Below are 19,624 nucleotides of genomic sequence, written 5' to 3' on the forward strand. Positions count from 1 at the left end.
TTGCACTCTCTTTGGATTTATTTCGTCCAAGTAAATTTTTGGAACATAGGATCAACAGGCGTTTTGGCTACTCGATTAACGTAATTACTGATCACTTTTTGCGATAGGCCCAAAATGATTTCAAGAACTTGCTTCTGCCCATAACCCGCATCATAAAAAGCTTGTAACTCTTCATCCGACACATTGCCACGTTGACGAACCAAGCTCAACGTTAGATCTTTTAAGGCTTGAAGCTTAGGTGTTGGCATTACATCGTCATTTCGTAATGCTTCAATCAATACAGGATCGACTTTCATTGAATGAGCAATCAATGTATGAGCAGGAACACAATAGTGGCACTCGTGTTCCACATTAATAGTTTGCCAAACAACAGTGAGCTCTTCTTTATTAAACGAAGTTTCGGTAAATAGTTGGTGAAGTTCGGTATAAGCCTTAAGTAACTGCGGTGATTCAGCCAAAGTTGCAATCAAATTTGGGATACTTCCCATCGTTTTTTGAGCATTGTTTAAGATAGCTTTTGTCGTTTCAGGTGCTGTTTCAATTGTATGAATAGTAAAGACTTTCATTGTTCTTTCTCCGTATAGTATTTATTTCTATTAGCCTGTTGTTTGGCTTAATTAAACCTTACTTATTTTTGAACTATCGTTCAAGTTTAATTTTGAACAATTGTTCATTAATTAATACAATAGTAAGATAATCACCTGATTAAAAAGAGAAAAATCCTTTAATTTTTTCTTACTTTACAGAAGATAATCTACCGACTAAAATTTTGAACAATTACTCAAAAAAGAACGATATTATGGCAAACACTCCAAAATTCGACCGCCAACAAGTGATCGACAAAGCAACAAATTTGTATTGGCAAAAAGGCTTTCATGCAACGTCTATGCGTAATTTGCAAGACGCCATTGATATGAGGCCAGGGAGTATTTATGCCTCTTTTGGAAGTAAAGAAGGTCTATTTAAGCAAGCACTTCAACATTATCAGCAACAAGGTGTTATTGAGCTAAACCAATGTCTTGCCAATAGTGCATCTCCCCTTGCTGGACTAAAACACTTTATCCAACAACTGGTACTTGAAACACCAAAGTCAGCACCAAGTGGTTTGTGCCTTCTCGCAAAAACAGTGGCAGAACTGACTTGTGATAACCAAGAGTTGTTAGATGAGGCATGTCGACTTCTGAATAAAATGGAAGCGGAGTTTGAAAAAGTCATTATTTCGGCTCAACAGCATGGTGAAATTACGAAAGAAAAGAACTCTGCAGAGCTAGCTCGTTATGTACAAGTACAAATTGCAGGGCTACGAACTTACGCAAAAACACATCCAAACAGTGATGCGATATCTACAATGATCGATGATATTTTTGCTCACTATCCATTTGTTTAATATCAAAATATTTTTAGTATGTTTAGCCAAGTTACTATTTTATAAAATAAATTTTGCTAGAAAGTCGTGACAAGATAGTCATTCTTGATTAGGATAAATAACGTTAGTCGGGGAGCCTTTAGGCTGAGATCACGTAAGTGGGACCCGTTGAACCTGAACCAGTTAATACTGGCGTAGTGGAACTAACGGATACCCAATCTTTCACCTTCGATGTATCTATTGGAAATTACCTCTCAATACATCTTAGTGTCTCTTTGTGTAACTGCAGTTATCTCTACGCCATGTGGAGATCATGATGAATAATCAAGCAGTACCATCTAAAACCCCTATTACATTAACAATTGCAGGATCGGATAGTGGCGGCGGCGCTGGTATTCAAGCTGATATTAAAGCGATCTCTGCTACGGGTGGCTATGCATGTTCTGTAATTACCGCTCTTACAGCGCAAAACACCCAAGGTGTCCACAGTATTTACTCCATTCCTGCCAATTTTGTTGCCGAACAACTTGATGCTGTTTTCCAAGATTTGGATATAAAAGCAGTTAAAATTGGGATGCTAAGTGACAGCAATATTATTTCAATCATTGCCCATAAACTACGCCAATACCAGCCTAAATATCTAGTGGTTGATCCGGTTATGGTAGCAACCAGTGGCGATCTATTATTAGAACATAACGCCATCTCTACATTAAAAGAGCAGCTACTCCCACTGGCCAATGTGATCACCCCAAACCTTCCTGAAGCAGCTGCATTATTAGATTGTGCTCAACCTAAAACAGAAGAAGATATGGAAGCCATGATAGAGCAATTACGCCAACTGGGGGCTCATTCTGTTTTACTTAAAGGTGGACACCTTGGCAATACAACCAACAGTACTGACCTCTTAATTCTTCCACATGATGTGCTTCGATTTACAACGCCACGTATTGATACACCAAATACCCATGGAACAGGCTGCACTCTCTCTGCCGCCATTGCTTCTTATCTGGCCCAAGGATATTCGTTAACAGAAGCAGTGAAAGCCGCTAAACACTATATCAGCAATGCGATTGCTCATGCTGATGAACTGCAGATCGGGTCAGGGCATGGTCCGGTGCATCACTTTTTTAATCTAGCCAACAATAAGTAAGGTAACCTCATGGCGATCCTACTAACCTGCCACTCTCTTACTTACCCTAATGCCTCTACGGCAACGCTAAGCAATGTATCTTTACAACTACAAGCCAAGCAGTGGACGTGTCTGCTTGGCAAAAGTGGTAGTGGCAAATCTACCTTGCTACGACTTTTAGCAAGTCTGTTACCCGATGATGTGCAATTTATTGGCAATATTCAGACCGAACACGATGAAAATATCCACCAGCATATTGCTTACATGGCCCAACAAGATTTGCTTCTACCTTGGCTGAACGTGATTGACAATGTCTGTTTGAGTTATCAATTTGGCTCTCAAAAATGTCAGTCAGAATATAAATCCTGCAATGCGAAAAAATCCGTTTATCAGCAAGCGATGACATTACTCAATAAAGTGGGATTAAGACACTACGCAGAGCATATGCCCCAGCAGTTATCTGGGGGTATGAAGCAGCGTGTTGCCCTAGCCCGTACTCTCATGCAAGACAAGCCGATCGTATTAATGGATGAGCCATTTTCAGCATTAGATGCCGTAACTCGCTATAAGCTACAAAATCTAGCCGTTGAATTGCTTCGAGAGAAAACAGTCGTTCTTATTACCCACGACCCACAAGAAGCACTCAGGTTAGGCGAGCAGATCATTATGCTCACAGGTACACCGGCATCCCTACGCCAATTAAATATTCCTAATAGCCCAATCCCACGTCAGCTTGATAGCGAATTTGCGCAATATCAGCAGGAGATACTGTCAAATCTGGAGGCAGAATATGTCTGAGCTCTCCCCTGTAGACTTAAATAATCAGAGCAGACAACGCAAAATCTTAACTCCTGCTTATTTACAGCCCTATATCAGAGTCGTTGTTACTCTAGGTCTACTGCTTTGTCTATGGCAAGGAACCATTTGGCTCTTCTCTCTGCCTAGCTTTATTTTACCATCCCCCATTGCCGTACTAGACCGACTCTACTATCGCCATGATGTGTTATTACATCATACCTGGATAACGGGCTGCGAAATCATACTGGGATTAGCTCTAGGTCTACTGATGGGCTTATTCTTCGCTTTACTGATGTTGCTTTTTGCTCCAGTCAAACGTTGGCTACTTCCAATATTGATTGCCAGTCAAGCCATTCCTGTCTTTGCTATTGCGCCCATTTTAATGCTGTGGCTGGGATATGGGATGGCATCCAAAATTGTGATGGCAGGATTAATTATTTTCTTCCCTGTCACCACCTGCTGCTTTGACGGACTACGCCATACCCCTCAAGGCTATCTCGATCTTGCTAAAACCATGGGCGCAACACCGTGGCAATTGCTGAAAACCATCCGTTTACCTGCGGCCTTACCTGCCCTTGCTTCTGGCATTCGAGTCGCCGTTGTTATTGCGCCGATAGGTGCCGTGGTTGGTGAGTGGGTAGGCTCAAGTGAAGGTCTTGGCTATCTCATGTTACAAGCCAATGCTCGGATGATGATCGATGAAATGTTTGCAGCTCTGACCATCTTAGCGTTGCTTTCCATCTCTCTGTACTACTTAACCGATAAGTTATTAAAAAAACTGATCCCATGGCAATAACTCCAGATATCACAACATTGATTCAAGGAATACGATGAAAACAGCAACAAAAACAGCCTTAACTATTGTGTTAACCTCATGCAGTTTTAATCTATGGGCTGCACAAGAGCAGAATATCTCATTAATGCTCGACTGGTTTGTCAATCCAAATCATGGCCCGATCATTATCGCCCAAGAGCAAGGATTATTTGCAAAAGAAGGACTTAAAGTAACGATTCAAGAGCCCGCCGATCCAAGTGTTCCTGCAAAACTGGTTGCAGCGAATAAAGTCGATTTGGCCATCAGCTATCAGACCAGTTTAACCACAGATGTCGCAGCGGGTTTACCCTTAATTCGTTCGGCAACTTTAATCGCAACGCCTCTTAACACATTAATGACTTTAGATAATGGCAAAATCAAATCCATCGCCGATCTAAAAGGTAAAAAAATCGGAATTGCTGTTGCAGGAAATGAAGAAGCCACACTTGGCACTATGCTAAAAACGGCAGGTATAAACTACAAAGATGTGCAGATCATTAATGTTGGCTGGGCGCTTTCCTCATCTTTAGCATCGGGGAAAGTGGATGCGATTTGGGGTGGTTTACGCAATTTTGAGACAAACCAATTAGCGCTTGAAGGTTATAAGGCGAAGGCCTACTACCCAGAAGAGTATGGTGTCCCCTCCTATGATGAACTGGTGATTGTCGCAAACAAAAACCATTACAACAAAGCTACCATCAAAAAATTTAATCACGCCTTAGAGCTTGCGACTCAATATATCGTCAATCACCCCGTTCAAGCTTGGCAAACGTTTATTAAATACAATCCAGATACCCTAAATAATGAACTAAATCATCGAGCTTGGAACGATACCATTGCTCGTTTTGCCCTTCGACCATCAGCTGTTGATTTAGAACGTTATAACAAGCTCGCTAGCTTTATGTATCAACACCATATTATTAACAATGAGCCAAAGGCAAAAGATTACGTACCCGCGTTGTAACAGCACAACCGTTGAACACAATCATCGCTTTTATTTATGATCGGAATGCACTCTATGAATTACCAAGATCTTATTACTGCATGCCAACAAGATTGGAATTGTTATACCCAGCATAATTTTGTTACACAACTGGCAGCAGGTACTTTGCCTCATCAAGCCTATTTGCACTATTTAAAACAAGATTTTCTGTTTCTAAAACACTACGCTAGAGCCTATGCCTTAGCCATTTATAAAGCAGATAACCTAGCTGATATGAAACAAACGCTCCCAGGGCTACAAGCTTTAATCGAGCATGAAATGGATCACCATGTGAGCTACTGCGGGCAATGGGGATTAACGGCTTCAACAATGGAAAACGAACCAGAAGATGTTGGGACTGTGGCTTATACTCGATATGTACTTGAAACAGGACTAAGGGGAGATTTAATCGATCTGTTTGTTGCCCTAGCTCCGTGTGCAATTGGCTATGCCGAAATTGGTGAACACCTTATGTCTTCACCAACCACCAATAAAACTCATAATCCCTATTTAGACTGGATTGAACTCTATGGAGGAGCAATCTTTCAGCAAGGAGGCAATAAGAGCCGACAGAGACTGAATGATCAATTAAAAGATATTGCGCTCGATAGTCCCAAAGGCCAACGTCTATGCCAAATATTTAAAACAGCCACTCGAATGGAAGTCGGTTTTTGGCAACAAGCACTCGATCTATAATCTTAAGAGCCAACACACATACTGTTGGCTCTAATATTCCAACCAACCACTTTTCCTATTTAGTAAATATTTGTCTACTGAGACCCCATCCATTGCTGCATTATTGAAGAATAAATCAGCAACACAGACCTAGATGTAATAATTTGTGACAGATTTGACAACTTTTTGACGAACTTCTATTCTGATTATGCAAACTGTTCATTTTGTGCTTGAATTCAATGTATTGACAATCTAATGATGTTAACCACCGTTTTATTGCTAACATGAAAACTGTGATCTACGTCTTGATCTTGAATTCATTGACAATTGGGAGCACTATTTCACACTTGCGTATAAAACCTCAAGCTGTGCGTCCCATTGAGCACACAAAACATAAAAGAAGATAAGAAAATGTTTCACCTTTGGGGAAAGACCATGAGTCCAGAAGATAAGCAGTTTGCAATTGTTGGCCTAGGCCGTTTTGGTATGTCACTTTGCAAAGAATTAAGCGCGCAAGGTGCTCAGGTACTCGCGGTAGACTTAAACGAAGCCTGCGTTAAAAAAGCGGCAGATATCGCTACACAAGCCGTAGTCGCTGACTGTTCTAACGATGAAACTGTCGCAGAGTTAAAACTTGATGACTACGATATCGTCATGGTCTCTATTGGCGAAGACGTTAATGCAAGCATCCTGACCACTCTGGTACTCAAAGAAGCTGGAGTTAAAGCGGTTTGGGTTAAAGCAAAAGATGATCATCACGCCAAAATTTTAAGCAAAATTGGAGCAGACCGTATTATTCGTCCAGAACGAGATATGGGGATGCGTATTGCTCGTAACATGTTAGATAAGCGTATTTTCGAATTTTCTGATCTGGGTAGTGGTATCTGTTTGGCTGAAGTCGTAGTTTCTCGAAAAAATATGGGTAAGCAACTGTGTGAGCACCCGTGCTGTCGTCGCCAAGAGCTACAATTACTAGCCTTAAAACGAGGTCCTGAAGTGCGTAAAAATCCTGAATCAGGAACACAACTTCAGATTGGTGATATCTTAATTGTTACTGGTCCTCAAGCTATTCTTACCGAAACGTTGCGCCATCTATGAACCGTTTACCTAATAAGGGCGTTTTCGTCCCTATTAAAACTGAAAAACAAGGTAAAGGCTGGTCTGAGCCTCGTATCATTGTATTCAGTTTCTTAGCGATACTTGTTCCAGCCGCTATTTTGCTGACTTTACCTGTCTTTTCTGTTTCTGGATTAGATTTTACTGATGCTCTATTTACCGCAACCTCAGCCATCAGCGTGACAGGCTTAGGTGTGGTTGATACTGGCACGCACTTTACGCTAAGTGGCAAAATCTTGTTAATGATATTAATGCAGATTGGTGGTTTAGGTCAGATGACGCTATCTGCCCTACTGCTCTATATGTTTGGTTTGCGTTTAAGTCTTAAGCAACAATCGTTAGCAAAAGAGCAGTTAGGTCAAAGTAGTTCCGTTAACCTACGTCGATTAATTAAGCATATCATTACATTTGTGCTTATCTGTGAAGCCATCGGTGTGGTGTTATTATCCATTCGCTTTGTGCCACAAATGGGATGGGAAACAGGATTATTTACAGCTCTGTTTCATTCAATTTCTGCCTTTAACAATGCTGGTTTTTCAGTCTTTTCCAACGGCTTAGTTCCCTACGTTGGCGATCCACTGGTTATTATTACCATTGCCATGTTGTTCATTTTAGGTGGTCTTGGCTTTACCGTTGTATCTGATATTCGTAGAAATATTCGCCGTGGTATCAGTCACTTAGCCCTACACAGTAAAATCATGTTAACAGCAACGCCAATTTTACTGCTTGCTGGTACATTATTTATCTGGCTATTAGAAAAAGATAACCCAAAAACCTTAGGTCACCTTTCAGAAGGAACTCAATGGCTGGCGGCTTTTTTCCAATCAGCAACCGCTCGTACAGCTGGATTTAATAGCGTTGATATCTCACAATTTACCGATCCAACCATGTTAATCATGATCATTTTGATGCTTATTGGTGCAGGCTCAACATCAACCGGTGGTGGTATTAAGGTATCTACGTTTGTAGTAGCAATAACGGCGACATGGACATTCTTACGTCAACAAAACTTTGTTACTTTATTCAAACGTTCAGTGCCGTGGCCAACAGTCACTAAATGTTTAGCTATTGTGGTTGTGAGTGGATTCATTATTGCAACGGCAACATTTAGCTTGATGATTACCGAAAAGTCACCGTTCTTACAGACCTTGTTTGAAACAATATCAGCCTTTGCAACGGTTGGTGTTACGGCTGGTTTAACGGCTCATTTAACTGAGCCTGGTAAGTACATTATGATCGTGGTCATGATCATCGGTCGTATTGGCCCACTTACCCTAGTTTATCTATTAGCACGACCTAAACCGACTCTATTGAAATATCCAGAAGATAATGTGTTTGCCGGTTAATATTAATAGTCAAATGTAAATCTTTAAAAGGCTCATCTAATCAATTAGTTGAGCCTTTTTCTTTAATTAATTTTAAATAATGTCCGTAACTGAGTACCACATTCTCTTAATTGTGGTAATTGATTAGAGCGGGCCCAAGCAGAAGGATGTGTCGACTTTTTCAGTAATATATGACGTGGATTATAAGCATCATATAACTCTTTCATAACCAATCCAGCTAGATCAAAAGAGCCCATAAAAACCAACTTATCGTCACTGCTATTAACCGCATCACTGTAACCAAACTCTTCAAATAATAACAAACTAAAAGCTTGTTCAAAGTCTTGTCTGCGTCCCGATGAAAAGGCTTTAGTTTGTGTCATTTTACCCTCTCGCATTAAGTAAAAATCTCCCGCAGTACAGGCATTAATAGCAATAATGGGATCTAATTCTTGTAACCGTTTTTGCAGATATTCAATTCGACTTGGCCAGTATTTAATAAAGTTACGAGTCCGATACAAAGCCGTATCTTGACCTAAAGAACATTGCTCTTGTAAGGCGTTAATGACAATTATTGGATAATAGCCATCTTCTAGAGTCAGTTTGATTCCCAATAACAAGCCTATCAAATATTGGCGAATGTTATTCCCCGTTACACCATTCACAGGTCGAGCATGAACCAACTCTTGTGTTAAACAATCATAAACTTGACCCACTTTAAACTCTTCAACATGAGGACTTTCTGTCACAAATAAGATAGGGCGTTTAAATGCAGTTTGATTAGATAAGTAATAAGGAATACTGACAAACCGCTGTTGGTGATCTTTCGTTCTTCGAATGAATCCATTACCGTCTTTTACTACCAGAATACCAATGACCTCATCATGGCATGTCTTTAAGTTATCATTGGCATCCATTATTGTATCCTTTCTTTTATTTCTTCCTTAATAACTGGATATTTATCTTATACCCATTAAGCATTTCAATAAAGCACCCTCTTAATCTACTGATTTAAAATGATTTTATTTGCATTATTTTTTTCATCTCAACAATAAAAATTTTGATTTGTTAACGTGCTACAAGACTTTTATAACACGCAAAAAAACAATCATAAATGGCACAAAAATAATGAATAAAATCGATAAAATGCTCGACGCTCTTGCAACTGAAGGTTATTTCCTGTGGGATGATTTTTTAAACAACGAACAGGTTGAGCACCTACGACAGTGTATCCCTGACAATTGGAAAAAAGCACGTATCGGTCGTAATGATGAAATAATGCGAGAATCGTCTATCCGAAGTGACAAAATTCAATGGTTAACTCCAGAGCAAGGTTGGCCGATTCAAGATTACCTCGAGCGTATGGAAGTTATTCGCCGAGAGGTCAATCAGAATTTCTTTTTAGGATTGTTTGAGTATGAAGCGCATTTCGCTAAATATGAACAAGGTGATTTTTATCAGAAACATCTCGACTGTTTTAAAGGCAATGAGAACCGCCGACTCACCACTGTTTTTTATATGAATGAGAGTTGGAGCCCTGAAGATGGCGGTGAACTTGTGGTCTATGACTTAAATGATCAAAAAATTACAACCATCGCACCTAAATCAGGTCGATTGTTTATTTTTCTATCTGAAAAATTTCCTCATGAAGTGCTACCCACAAATGCCGAGCGATTTAGTATTGCAGGTTGGTTTCGTATCAACGGAGTTAAAGATAACCAACTTGATATAGCACAATAAATAATCTTATTGATACTTAGGTAGATAATACAACTACCTAAGTACTGTGATCTTGAGTCAGTATTTTGCATTAAAACCAGAAAGCAAACGATTGTATTACATATTTATGAGCTATTGATCACTCTTATTTTTTAGCGCTTTTTTATAATGCCCACCATCAACACTGTGACACTTTTCCCAAATAATTGAGCGCTACTATGAAAATTATCAAAACAATTGCGGCAGCTGCCATATCTACAGCCTTACTAGCTGGTTGTAATAGTGACAACAATATCTTTACTGACCCAACATCTTCTCAAGTCTCTATCGCTACTTTTAACTTATCTTTTGATCGTAAGACTTTTGAACAGTTAGTCACTGAAATGCAAATTTCTCCAGCGAAACAACAAGAGCTTGTTGACGGTTTCATTGCAAACACCTTGAATGGAACAGATAAAACACTGGCTGAAAAAGTGATTCAAATCCGAAACGTTGCAGCAATTATTCAGACAAAACGCCCAGATATCATCTTATTAGCAGAATTTAACAATGATGGTATTGGTGAAAATAAAGCAGCGCTTAAAGGATTCCAAGATAACTACTTATCGGTAGCACAAAGCCCTAATAGCATTGATGGTGGCGATAAATTAGAGCCTATCCATTATCCGTATTTTGAATCTTATGCTACCAATACGGGTAAGATGAGTGGCTTAGACCTTAATAATGACGGTAAAGTAAATAGTGGCCCTAACGATGCGTGGGGATTTGGTACTTATCATGGCCAATATGCATTTGCACTTATGTCAAAATACAAAATTGACACGGCTAACACTCGCACGTTCCAAAACTTTAAATGGAAAGATTTACCAACAGCTGAAAATCCAATTATCACTAACTGTAATGATCCTAAAAATGCTATCCCTGCGGGTATGAGTTGTGGTGATAATTGGTACACCCCAGAAGAATGGGATCAGGTTCTATTATCATCTAAAAACCACGTAGATGCTCCTGTGATTGTGCAAACACCAAATGGTGAAGAGACCATTCATATTCTAATGTCTCACCCTACTCCACCTGTGTTCGACACTGTTACTCAAAACAACAAGATGAAGAATCGCGATGAAATTCAGTTTTGGCACGAATACATCAGTGGTCAGAGTTTTATTTATGACGATAATGGTCAGCATGGTGGTCTAGCACAGAATGCTAAGTTTGTTATTGTTGGCGATTTAAATGCAGATCCACTTGCTGGGGATGGCTTTACAGGTACTATTGATTCACTACTAAAACATCATAGAGTTAATCAAGAAGCAACTATTGGCACATACGTTCCGACCAGTTTTGGGGCAGAAAACTGCTACCCAAGTAAAGAATGCCGCCAAGATAACCCGTATCCAAATCGTTTGACCAGTACGTTTGGTTTACGCGTTGACCATGCGATTCCTTCTGAAAACTTAGCAATCATTGATTCTGCAGTATATTGGCCAGCAGAAAACGAGTCGGGACATTTACTGATGAATGATTCGCGCATTGGTTATGGCAACGGTAAATCTATCTCTTCCGATCACCGTATGGTTTGGATTAAAGCTCAACTCTAATACCTCAGCTTCAATCGAACTACCTAATAAAGCTCGGCATTTTGCTGAGCTTTTTACGTAATACCACTTTACGTAACGTCATTTCAAATGCTCTATGGCACCACTATTTATATGCCAGATAAATAAGCATCATATGGAATATAAATCTACTAAACCCTCTTAATACATTAATATAATGAAATATTAATCACAATTTATGTAATTTTATTAATTAATATTTCAAAATATTGCGGCACGTCAATTACTCACATTATCTATATGGCTAATTTAGATATACCACTAAATAGTTATGTATTTAGATACAATGGATATGTGAGCACATCATGAAAATTAAAAAAACCACCGTCGCAGTTCTTGTTGCAGCAGGCATAGGAATTGGATGGTTAACCCTAGGCGGTACCCACTACGTTTTAGAAAAAACCTCTAGTACCGAATTTTGTTTATCATGTCATACCATGGAAACGCCTTATAAAGAGTATCAAGGCTCCGTTCACTTCAGTAATAGCAAAGGTATCCAAGCTCAGTGTGCAGATTGCCACATCCCTACCGATACCAAAGACTATCTTCTAACTAAACTGCGTGCGACAAAAGATATCTACCACGAATTTATCACAGGCAAAATTGATACTCCTGAAAAATACGAAGAACATCGAGCTGAATTAGCAGAAACAGTATGGGCACAAATGCGTGCCAATGATTCAGCGACTTGTCGTAGCTGCCATAATGAAGAAGCTATGGAAACTTATGAGCAATCAGAAGAAGCTCAAAAGATGCATAAATACGGTATAGAAAACGATCAAACTTGTATTGATTGCCATAAAGGTGTCGCTCACCTTCTCCCTGAAACCAAGATGGATTCAAGTGCGCTTAATCATCTCTTAGAGCAAGCCAAACAGACACGAAGTGGTGCTGAATTTGTTTATCCAATTCAAACAATTGCTATGGGTGATCTAGGTTCTATTAATCCAGCAACCCCACTCAAAGTGCTTAAAGACGATCAAAATAAACGTACAATTGAGCTTTCTGGCTACCAAATGCAAGGTGCCGAACAAGTTCTTTATATGGGACAAGGTCAACGTGCAATCATCGCAACTTTATCTGATAGTGGTGAGAAAGAGCTGAAAACAGGTAAATTTGTTACGGATAGTTACGGCAATAACTGGCGTACAGCATCATTAACAACCAAAATCGATAGCCCAGTACTTGATAGCCAAAAACCTCTTTGGAGTTACGCAGAACAACTCGACAACGTATATTGTTCGACCTGTCACGCCAAGATCCCTGCAAATCACTTTACCGTTAATGCTTGGCCATCAGTGGCTAAGAGTATGGGAGATCGTACTTCAATCTCGGCTGAAGATCTTGAAATCTTAACCAAATACTTCCAGTACAACGCTAAAGATGTTGTTGGTCATTAATTGCAGGAAAAGGATTATCTTATGACATCATTATCACGCCGTAGCTTTTTAAAAGGCGCTAGTGCATCTGCAGGTGCTTTAGCTATTTCAAATATTACTGCTCTTCCTGCATGGGCCGAAGAAAAAGCAACAAGCGCAATATTGAGTTCGACTCGTTGGGGACCGGTTATGGTCACCGTAGAGAATGGAAAAATTATCTCTTCTACCAACGCTCTACCCCAAACAGTTGCAAATAGTTTGCAAACAACAGCTAAAGATCAAGTTCATACAAAAGCCCGCGTTAAATATCCTATGGTTCGTAAAGGATTTTTAGAAAACCCTAGCGCACCTCAGGGCCTAAGAGGCAAAGATGAATTTGTTCGAGTAAGTTGGGAGCAAGCTCTACAACTCATTCATCAACAACATCAACGAATCCGTACCACCTATGGAGCTGAGTCGGTATTTGCTGGATCTTATGGCTGGCGTTCAAGCGGTGTACTCCATAAAGCACAAACCTTATTACAGCGCTACATGAGTATGGCGGGCGGTTACTCTGGCCATTTGGGTGATTATTCGACAGGTGCGGCGCAAGTTATCATGCCCCACGTAGTTGGCTCAATTGAGGTATATGAACAACAAACTACATTTCCAGTTGTAATGGAAAATAGTGATGTTGTTGTACTTTGGGGCTTAAACCCACTGAATACCTTAAAAATCGCATGGAGCTCATCCGATTGCTCAGGTCTTGAGTTTTTCCACCAGCTTAAAAAATCCAATAAAACCATTATCGCTATCGATCCTATGCGCTCAGAAACCATCGAATTCTTCGGTGATAATGTACAGTGGATCGCACCTCACCCAAGTACCGATGTGGCGATGATGCTAGGTATTGCTTACGCTTTAGTCGACAAAAAACAGCATGATGTCGCCTTCATCAACAAATACACAACAGGTTACGATAAATTTGAAGCTTATCTTCTTGGCAAAAGCGATGGTGTAACCAAAACACCACAATGGGCTGAACAAATTTGTGGCGTACCTGCTAAACAGCTTGAGATTTTAGCGGAGATGTTTAGCAAAAACCGAACTATGCTCATGGCGGGTTGGGGAATGCAGCGTCAACAATATGGTGAACAACGCCACTGGATGCTTGTTACACTTGCTTCAATGTTAGGCCAAATTGGTTTACCTGGTGGCGGTTTCGGTTTCTCTTACCATTACTCTAATGGCGGAAACCCAACTCGCGATGCCGGTGTACTTCCAGCTATCTCTGCTGCCATTGACGGAGCATCGTCAGCAGGTAATGACTGGGCAATATCAGGTGCCATAAACAGCTTTCCAGTAGCCCGTATCGTTGAAGCATTAGAGAATCCAGGACAAACCTATCAGCACAATGGTCACGAAAGAACCTTCCCTGAGATTAAAATGATATGGTGGGCTGGCGGTGCAAACTTCACTCACCATCAAGAAACGAATCGTCTGATTCAAGCATGGCAAAAACCAGAGTTAATTGTGATCTCTGAACCATATTGGACAGCAGCAGCCAAACATGCCGATATCGTACTACCAATTACAACCTCATTTGAACGCAACGATCTCACCATGACAGGCGACTACAGTAACCAGCACTTAGTGCCAATGAAACAGGTTGTGCCACCACAATTTGAATCTCGTAATGATTTCGATGTTTTCGCAGACATGGCAGAATTACTAAAACCTGGTGGTCGTGCTGTATTTACTGAAAACAAAACTGAGATGGAATGGTTAAATGGTTTCTACAAAGAAGCTCAAGCCATTGGTCGTCAAAATCGCATTGCCATGCCAAACTTTTCATATTTTTGGAAGCAAAACAAACTGATAGAAATGAAATGGAATACCAACAACGCTAAGTTTGTACGCTACCAAGCATTTCGTGATAACCCAATAATGAATCCTTTGGGTACACCTAGTGGTAAGATTGAAATCTACTCACAAACCATTGATGGCTACAACTACCCAGATTGCCCTCCGCACCCAACTTGGTTAGAACCAAATGAATGGGTTGGGAATGCTAAAGATGGCGAGATGCAGCTAATGACGTCACATGCGACAGACCGTCTTCACAGTCAGCTTAACTACGCTCACCTGCGTGAAAATTATGCCATAGCGAACAGAGAACCAATTTGGATTAATCCAGAAGATGCTAAAACCTTTGGCATAAAGACTGGCGATCTGGTTCGAGCTTATAACCATCGAGGACAAGTCTTAGTAGGAGCATTAGTTACCAATGGCATTAAAAAAGGCTCGGTGTGTATCCATGAAGGTGCATGGCCAGATCTAGATCCAACAACTGGTATCTGCCGAAACGGTGGGTGTAATGTATTAACGGGTGATATTCCAACATCTCGTTTAGCAAACGGCTGTGCTGGTAACTCATCAGTCGTTAAGATAGAGAAATATACTGGCCCAGTTCTACCTCTTGAAGCATTTACTCCGCCTCAAAATGCGTAACGATTTAGCGTAAAAACTCGTTCACGGCACCATTAAATCCAATCCCAGCACTAACTTATTTGCTGGGATTTTTTTATTTTTGATAACTTAAGATATACTAACTCCAAGTATTTAAATCAAAAATCTATAGTATCAACACTATGAAAAACATCATAAAATCAATTTTCAGCCATATAGAGTGCTACTGGAAACCCATCACAGTTCTAATTCTAATGACGATAACCTTACTCTCATTGCTACCTCAAGCAGAGTTACCCGCCGTGCCAGGAACCGACAAAACCCATCACTTTATTGCTTATGGAGCTTTGATGTTTGCAGTAGGCCTCAAAAAGCCTAAGAACTGGTGGATGATAGGACTATTTTTTGTAGCATGGAGTGGCGCAATAGAGCTCATTCAACCTTATGTCAATCGCTATGGTGAATGGCTTGATCTTGCGGCTAATACAGGTGGCTTGATTACCGGATTTATTGTTGCACAAATCATAAAAAAGTCGCTGAAATAACAGCGACTTTCCAGTTCAATCTGAGTCAGATTATTTTGCGTTAAAGATCTGGCTCGTTTCTAATTGCGTCATTGAGCGAATTTGACGCCACACAAAATAGAAAATACCAAACATCATCAACATTGATGGAATAGCGATCATTGGGTAACTTAGAAGAGTTAAGCGGCCAAGTTCTTCATTAAATGCTTCAGTACCCGTAGGGCTGGTTACTATCATCTTAGCAAGTACATAATTCATTACTGACGAAAATACGAATGTACTAGCAAATAGATAATTGGAAACCGTCAAACAACGATCAAATTCAGCTTCTTTATTCACTTCTGATAAACGTGTTTTAATGGTCTCTAGATTCAATACGGTATCATTTAAAATCATCTTCTTAACGATAGGATATCGAGTGAAGCTCGAACCCAATACAACAAGACCAATCACACCAGGAATAAAGGCTTCTTTGATAGCCAACCACTTGTTGTCTAACTCTAATAAACCAATACCACCTGTCATCAAAACACTCACGATACCCAGTAGCGAAATGAAGTTATATTTTTTATAGCGGATCAGTTCATAACCGCCAAAAGCAATAGGGAAAGCGAGGGCAACCAGCAAAGCACCTACCGCACCAAGGTCCTGTTCACCGCTGAATTTCATCAAAATAACCGACGGTACGATTACATTGAAAATAATCTCACTAAGTGGGCTGTTTTTCTTTTCAGTCATAATAAATTGTTATTCTCTGAATCCTGTCTCTTAAAGTCACTTGGGTATAGTGTGATACCTGCAAGTTCACTGTAAAGCGTAATATAGTTACAAACTATTACATGCTAACTGTGCTCTATCACTAGGTGCGAATTAAACTTGCTTCATAATCTAAAGTCTATGCCATTAATATGAAATGTAAATAAATGTGACCTTGATAACATTATCGCATCATTTATTTTGGTGTTAACGAAGGAAACTTATTCATTTACATAGAATCAATATTTCGCAACTAAGGCAACACTCCTTAAATCTATTATTCATCCAGAATATTTAGGCAAATTATATAGTTGTATCATCAATAGCATCTAATTCTTTTATATAAAAAGTTACGACTTAAATCACATATCCGTTACAACTAAAACTATATTCTGCCCCACATACACCAAAAGAGTGTTGTCCTCAAAAGCCAATTTTTTGGGGGATAAATTAAATTTATATGGAGATACGATCATGCGCATAGTTTTAGCATTAGGTGGCAACGCCCTACTCGCTCGCGGGCAAGCATTAACAGCAGAAAATCAAAGAGATAACATAAGAAAAGCCGCAGCAAGTATTGCGTCTATCGCTAAAGATAACGAAATCATTATAGTCCATGGTAATGGGCCTCAAGTTGGCCTACTGATGGAACAAAACGCCGCATATCAAGAATACTCTCCTGAAACTACACCTTATCCTATGGATGTATTAGGTTCACAAACATGCGGTATGGTTGGTTATATGCTGCAGCAAGAGTTACGAAATATTGATACCGAACTATCGGTGGCAACACTCATAACTCAAACAGTAGTAAGCCGAGAAGACAGTGCGTTTGCAAACCCAACAAAGTTTGTCGGTCCAGTTTACACAAAAGAAAGTGCAACAGAGATCATGCAAACCAGCGATAAAATTTTCAAAGAAGATGGTCAATACTACCGCCGCGTAGTTCCATCGCCAAAACCAACAGATATTGTCGAATTAAAACAAATTGAGACACTGGTAAAAGCAGATAATGTTGTTATTGCATGTGGTGGTGGTGGCGTACCTGTTTGCTTTGAAAATGGTACAAGCTCTGGGGTTGAATGCGTAATTGATAAAGATCTTACTGCCGAGCTTCTTGCAGAAAAGATCAATGCTGATCTCTTTATTATTCTGACTGATGGTTCTGTTTATAAAAACTACGGCAAAGAAGATCAAGCTGAAATGCGTCGTGCAACTCCAGCAGGTTTATCTGAATTTAATTTCCCTGCTGGCTCAATGGGTCCTAAGATCGATGCTGTATGTCAGTTTGTGAACTCAGGTCGCGGCAATGCTGCTATTGGTTCGCTGTTTGAACTTGATAAAATTATCGTTAATGAAGCTGGAACTCTAATTACCCAAGGCGAAGGTATTATCTATTACTAATCCTAGGTAAGCGAGTCACGCCTTAATAAAGCGCAGTTATGTCGGTTTCAGCTAGAAACACTATACTTCATTGCTGCGCTTTTCAATTTGTCACTAAGAATAAAACATCATTCGAATACAAACCAAAAAAAAGCCCCCACTCTTCTTGGAGGCTGAGCCAATTCTCAGTGTTGCCACTGATTCCATCACAAGTTACTCATCCCTTCTAGCTCACAAAATTTTATACCATTAACTCAATGGTAATTATCGGCAATGAATAAATCTATGTCGAAAAAATCGTTATACATTCCGATAATTGGTAACCAATATAGGCTGGAACAACAATCGTCCCTAGCAGTGTTATCAAAATCATCGCAATGCGCGTTACAATCTTTTTCATAACCAAATGACAACACTCAAAATGACAATGAAGTCGATTACTCATAATCATACTTCTCAGCGATTTCTCTACTTTACGTGTTTCATCTAGTGAGATAAATACTCATTAACAAACAGATTGTTGCACCTAGAATAACAATCTGTTTGTCATATAACCAATATAGAACAAAGTGGCGATAAAAAGTCTTACTCATGTCTTTTTTGATGAAATTAACAACAGTAATATTTCTTTTTTAGAACAACTTTACGAAAATATGCAAAAAGTATTTTTACTAGAAGAGATTAGTGGGCGTTTGATCAATAACAGATGAGCATTCACATATAACTAAAAAACCACCCCATAATAGTAAAGTGGTTTTTAGTTAAAATAAGGGACTAATTGTCTAACAAAAAGGGATTTTAATACCCTACAGCAGCGCCATAAGAAGATAAAAAGATCAGAAAAATAGCAAATGCCATGACATTCCAAACAGGCTTAGATTTGGTTAACAAAGGCATAAACCAAACACCTACAGCCGCTATCAATAACCCAAGACTGATCACTTGAGCGACAAATGGACCGAGTTCGCCTTGGTTAGCTTGTGTAGCTAAATCACCAAGTTGTGGTATACCCAATACTAAACATAGCAATGCAATACCAGCACCAATAAACGGAAGCCATGTATTAAACTCTGTGACTTTATGTTCAGCTTTCACCAAAAGAGCATGTGCTAATAACGCTCCGCCGCATAAAGTTGTGGCCACAAAATGCATTGCAACTAATAAATGGTTACTACGAAGCATAATACCAACAACAAAGTATGCGCATCCCATAAAAATCGCACAACTTAATAATATCTTACGCGCGGTATCATTTCCCATTAGCTGCTTTTCTGCAAACCAGTACGTTAATGCCAAGGCAAAAAAAGAAATCGCAAACAGAGTTTCTGTACCAATCGGCTTTGCTACATAGGTTTGGGAGAACATCAATGTCACTTCACGAATCACTAATGAAGCGAATAAAAGGAACCAAAGTCCAGGTAACGTGCGTTGAACACGATCATTTTGCCCAAAGCAGAGCTTACCGGTTAAGATCGCGCCACCTAAAAATAAAAATGCACCTATTGCTAATTGAGCTAGCACACTCGACAACAATAACGGCCAATCAGACCATAACATAACCTAATGCTCCTAAGGTTTGTTTTCTTAATTTATG

At 39.7% G+C, this 19,624-nt stretch carries 18 protein-coding genes and 1 riboswitch; of the genes, 14 read left to right on the forward strand and 4 right to left on the reverse strand.

Annotated elements, in window-relative coordinates; all coding sequences use genetic code 11:
* Nucleotides 1-17: 17 nt before the first annotated feature.
* Nucleotides 18-566, reverse strand: coding sequence for a carboxymuconolactone decarboxylase family protein (locus CTN07_RS04730; protein ID WP_036765540.1), 549 nt, complete (start codon nt 564-566; stop codon nt 18-20).
* A gap of 233 nt (nt 567-799) precedes the next feature.
* Here CTN07_RS04730 and CTN07_RS04735 point away from each other — a divergent pair, with 233 nt between their 5' ends.
* The 8 genes from CTN07_RS04735 (at nt 800) to CTN07_RS04770 (ending at nt 8,226) form a co-directional block, all read left to right on the forward strand.
* Nucleotides 800-1,387 (forward strand): TetR/AcrR family transcriptional regulator, encoded by a 588-nt coding sequence (locus tag CTN07_RS04735; protein WP_005304647.1) that lies wholly within the window; start codon nt 800-802, stop codon nt 1,385-1,387.
* A gap of 98 nt (nt 1,388-1,485) precedes the next feature.
* Nucleotides 1,486-1,585: riboswitch (TPP riboswitch) on the forward strand.
* Nucleotides 1,586-1,682: 97 nt separating this feature from the next.
* Nucleotides 1,683-2,516, forward strand: a complete 834-nt coding sequence (gene thiD / locus CTN07_RS04740; RefSeq protein WP_005304645.1) for a bifunctional hydroxymethylpyrimidine kinase/phosphomethylpyrimidine kinase — start codon at nt 1,683-1,685, stop codon at nt 2,514-2,516.
* 9 nt (nt 2,517-2,525) lie between these two features.
* Nucleotides 2,526-3,293, forward strand: coding sequence for an ABC transporter ATP-binding protein (locus CTN07_RS04745; RefSeq protein WP_005304642.1), 768 nt, complete (start codon nt 2,526-2,528; stop codon nt 3,291-3,293).
* Entirely contained in the window at nt 3,286-4,089 is an 804-nt protein-coding gene (locus tag CTN07_RS04750; RefSeq protein ID WP_005304639.1) for an ABC transporter permease, read from the forward strand. Before CTN07_RS04745 ends, CTN07_RS04750 begins: the two co-directional genes overlap by 8 nt.
* Before the next feature lie 34 nt (nt 4,090-4,123).
* Nucleotides 4,124-5,071, forward strand: coding sequence for an ABC transporter substrate-binding protein (locus CTN07_RS04755; RefSeq protein ID WP_005304636.1), 948 nt, complete (start codon nt 4,124-4,126; stop codon nt 5,069-5,071).
* Nucleotides 5,072-5,125: 54 nt separating this feature from the next.
* Nucleotides 5,126-5,785 (forward strand): thiaminase II, encoded by a 660-nt coding sequence (tenA, locus tag CTN07_RS04760; RefSeq protein WP_005304634.1) that lies wholly within the window; start codon nt 5,126-5,128, stop codon nt 5,783-5,785.
* A gap of 414 nt (nt 5,786-6,199) precedes the next feature.
* On the forward strand, nt 6,200-6,862 hold the full coding sequence (locus CTN07_RS04765) for a potassium channel family protein (RefSeq protein WP_036765538.1): 663 nt from the start codon (nt 6,200-6,202) through the stop codon (nt 6,860-6,862).
* On the forward strand, nt 6,859-8,226 hold the full coding sequence (locus CTN07_RS04770; protein WP_005304629.1) for a TrkH family potassium uptake protein: 1,368 nt from the start codon (nt 6,859-6,861) through the stop codon (nt 8,224-8,226). Before CTN07_RS04765 ends, CTN07_RS04770 begins: the two co-directional genes overlap by 4 nt.
* 62 nt (nt 8,227-8,288) lie before the next feature.
* Here the strand turns inward: CTN07_RS04770 and CTN07_RS04775 are convergent, their stop codons facing one another.
* Nucleotides 8,289-9,122, reverse strand: coding sequence for a hypothetical protein (locus CTN07_RS04775; protein WP_005304627.1), 834 nt, complete (start codon nt 9,120-9,122; stop codon nt 8,289-8,291).
* 211 nt (nt 9,123-9,333) lie between these two features.
* Between CTN07_RS04775 and CTN07_RS04780 the strand changes: the two genes are divergently transcribed.
* The 5 genes from CTN07_RS04780 to CTN07_RS04800 all read left to right on the forward strand — a co-directional run bounded on the left by CTN07_RS04780 (nt 9,334) and on the right by CTN07_RS04800 (nt 15,912).
* Nucleotides 9,334-9,945, forward strand: a complete 612-nt coding sequence (locus CTN07_RS04780; protein WP_265414172.1) for a 2OG-Fe(II) oxygenase — start codon at nt 9,334-9,336, stop codon at nt 9,943-9,945.
* Between the two features lie 197 nt (nt 9,946-10,142).
* A complete protein-coding gene (locus CTN07_RS04785; protein ID WP_005304611.1) occupies nt 10,143-11,522 on the forward strand; it encodes an endonuclease/exonuclease/phosphatase family protein in 1,380 nt (459 codons plus the stop codon).
* Nucleotides 11,523-11,845: 323 nt separating this feature from the next.
* Nucleotides 11,846-12,940 carry a NapC/NirT family cytochrome c gene (locus CTN07_RS04790; RefSeq protein ID WP_005304609.1) on the forward strand — a complete coding sequence of 365 codons (1,095 nt, stop codon included), beginning with the start codon at nt 11,846-11,848 and terminating at the stop codon, nt 12,938-12,940.
* Between the two features lie 21 nt (nt 12,941-12,961).
* Nucleotides 12,962-15,409, forward strand: a complete 2,448-nt coding sequence (locus CTN07_RS04795) for a molybdopterin guanine dinucleotide-containing S/N-oxide reductase (RefSeq protein ID WP_005304606.1) — start codon at nt 12,962-12,964, stop codon at nt 15,407-15,409.
* Nucleotides 15,410-15,621: 212 nt separating this feature from the next.
* Nucleotides 15,622-15,912 carry a VanZ family protein gene (locus CTN07_RS04800; protein WP_225314520.1) on the forward strand — a complete coding sequence of 97 codons (291 nt, stop codon included), beginning with the start codon at nt 15,622-15,624 and terminating at the stop codon, nt 15,910-15,912.
* Nucleotides 15,913-15,942: 30 nt separating this feature from the next.
* Here CTN07_RS04800 and CTN07_RS04805 read toward each other — a convergent pair whose 3' ends face one another.
* Nucleotides 15,943-16,629 carry a VC0807 family protein gene (locus tag CTN07_RS04805; protein ID WP_005304603.1) on the reverse strand — a complete coding sequence of 229 codons (687 nt, stop codon included), beginning with the start codon at nt 16,627-16,629 and terminating at the stop codon, nt 15,943-15,945.
* A gap of 492 nt (nt 16,630-17,121) precedes the next feature.
* Between CTN07_RS04805 and arcC the strand changes: the two genes are divergently transcribed.
* Entirely contained in the window at nt 17,122-18,051 is a 930-nt protein-coding gene (gene arcC / locus CTN07_RS04810; RefSeq protein WP_036765535.1) for a carbamate kinase, read from the forward strand.
* A gap of 777 nt (nt 18,052-18,828) precedes the next feature.
* On the opposite strand, the gene CTN07_RS04815 is transcribed toward arcC, so the two are convergent.
* Nucleotides 18,829-19,587: a DmsC/YnfH family molybdoenzyme membrane anchor subunit gene (locus CTN07_RS04815; RefSeq protein WP_005304598.1), complete on the reverse strand. Its 759-nt coding sequence runs from the start codon at nt 19,585-19,587 to the stop codon at nt 18,829-18,831.
* Between the last annotated feature and the right edge of the window lie 37 nt (nt 19,588-19,624).

It is taken from the genome of Photobacterium damselae (assembly GCF_003026815.1).
Taxonomy (GTDB): domain Bacteria; phylum Pseudomonadota; class Gammaproteobacteria; order Enterobacterales; family Vibrionaceae; genus Photobacterium; species Photobacterium damselae.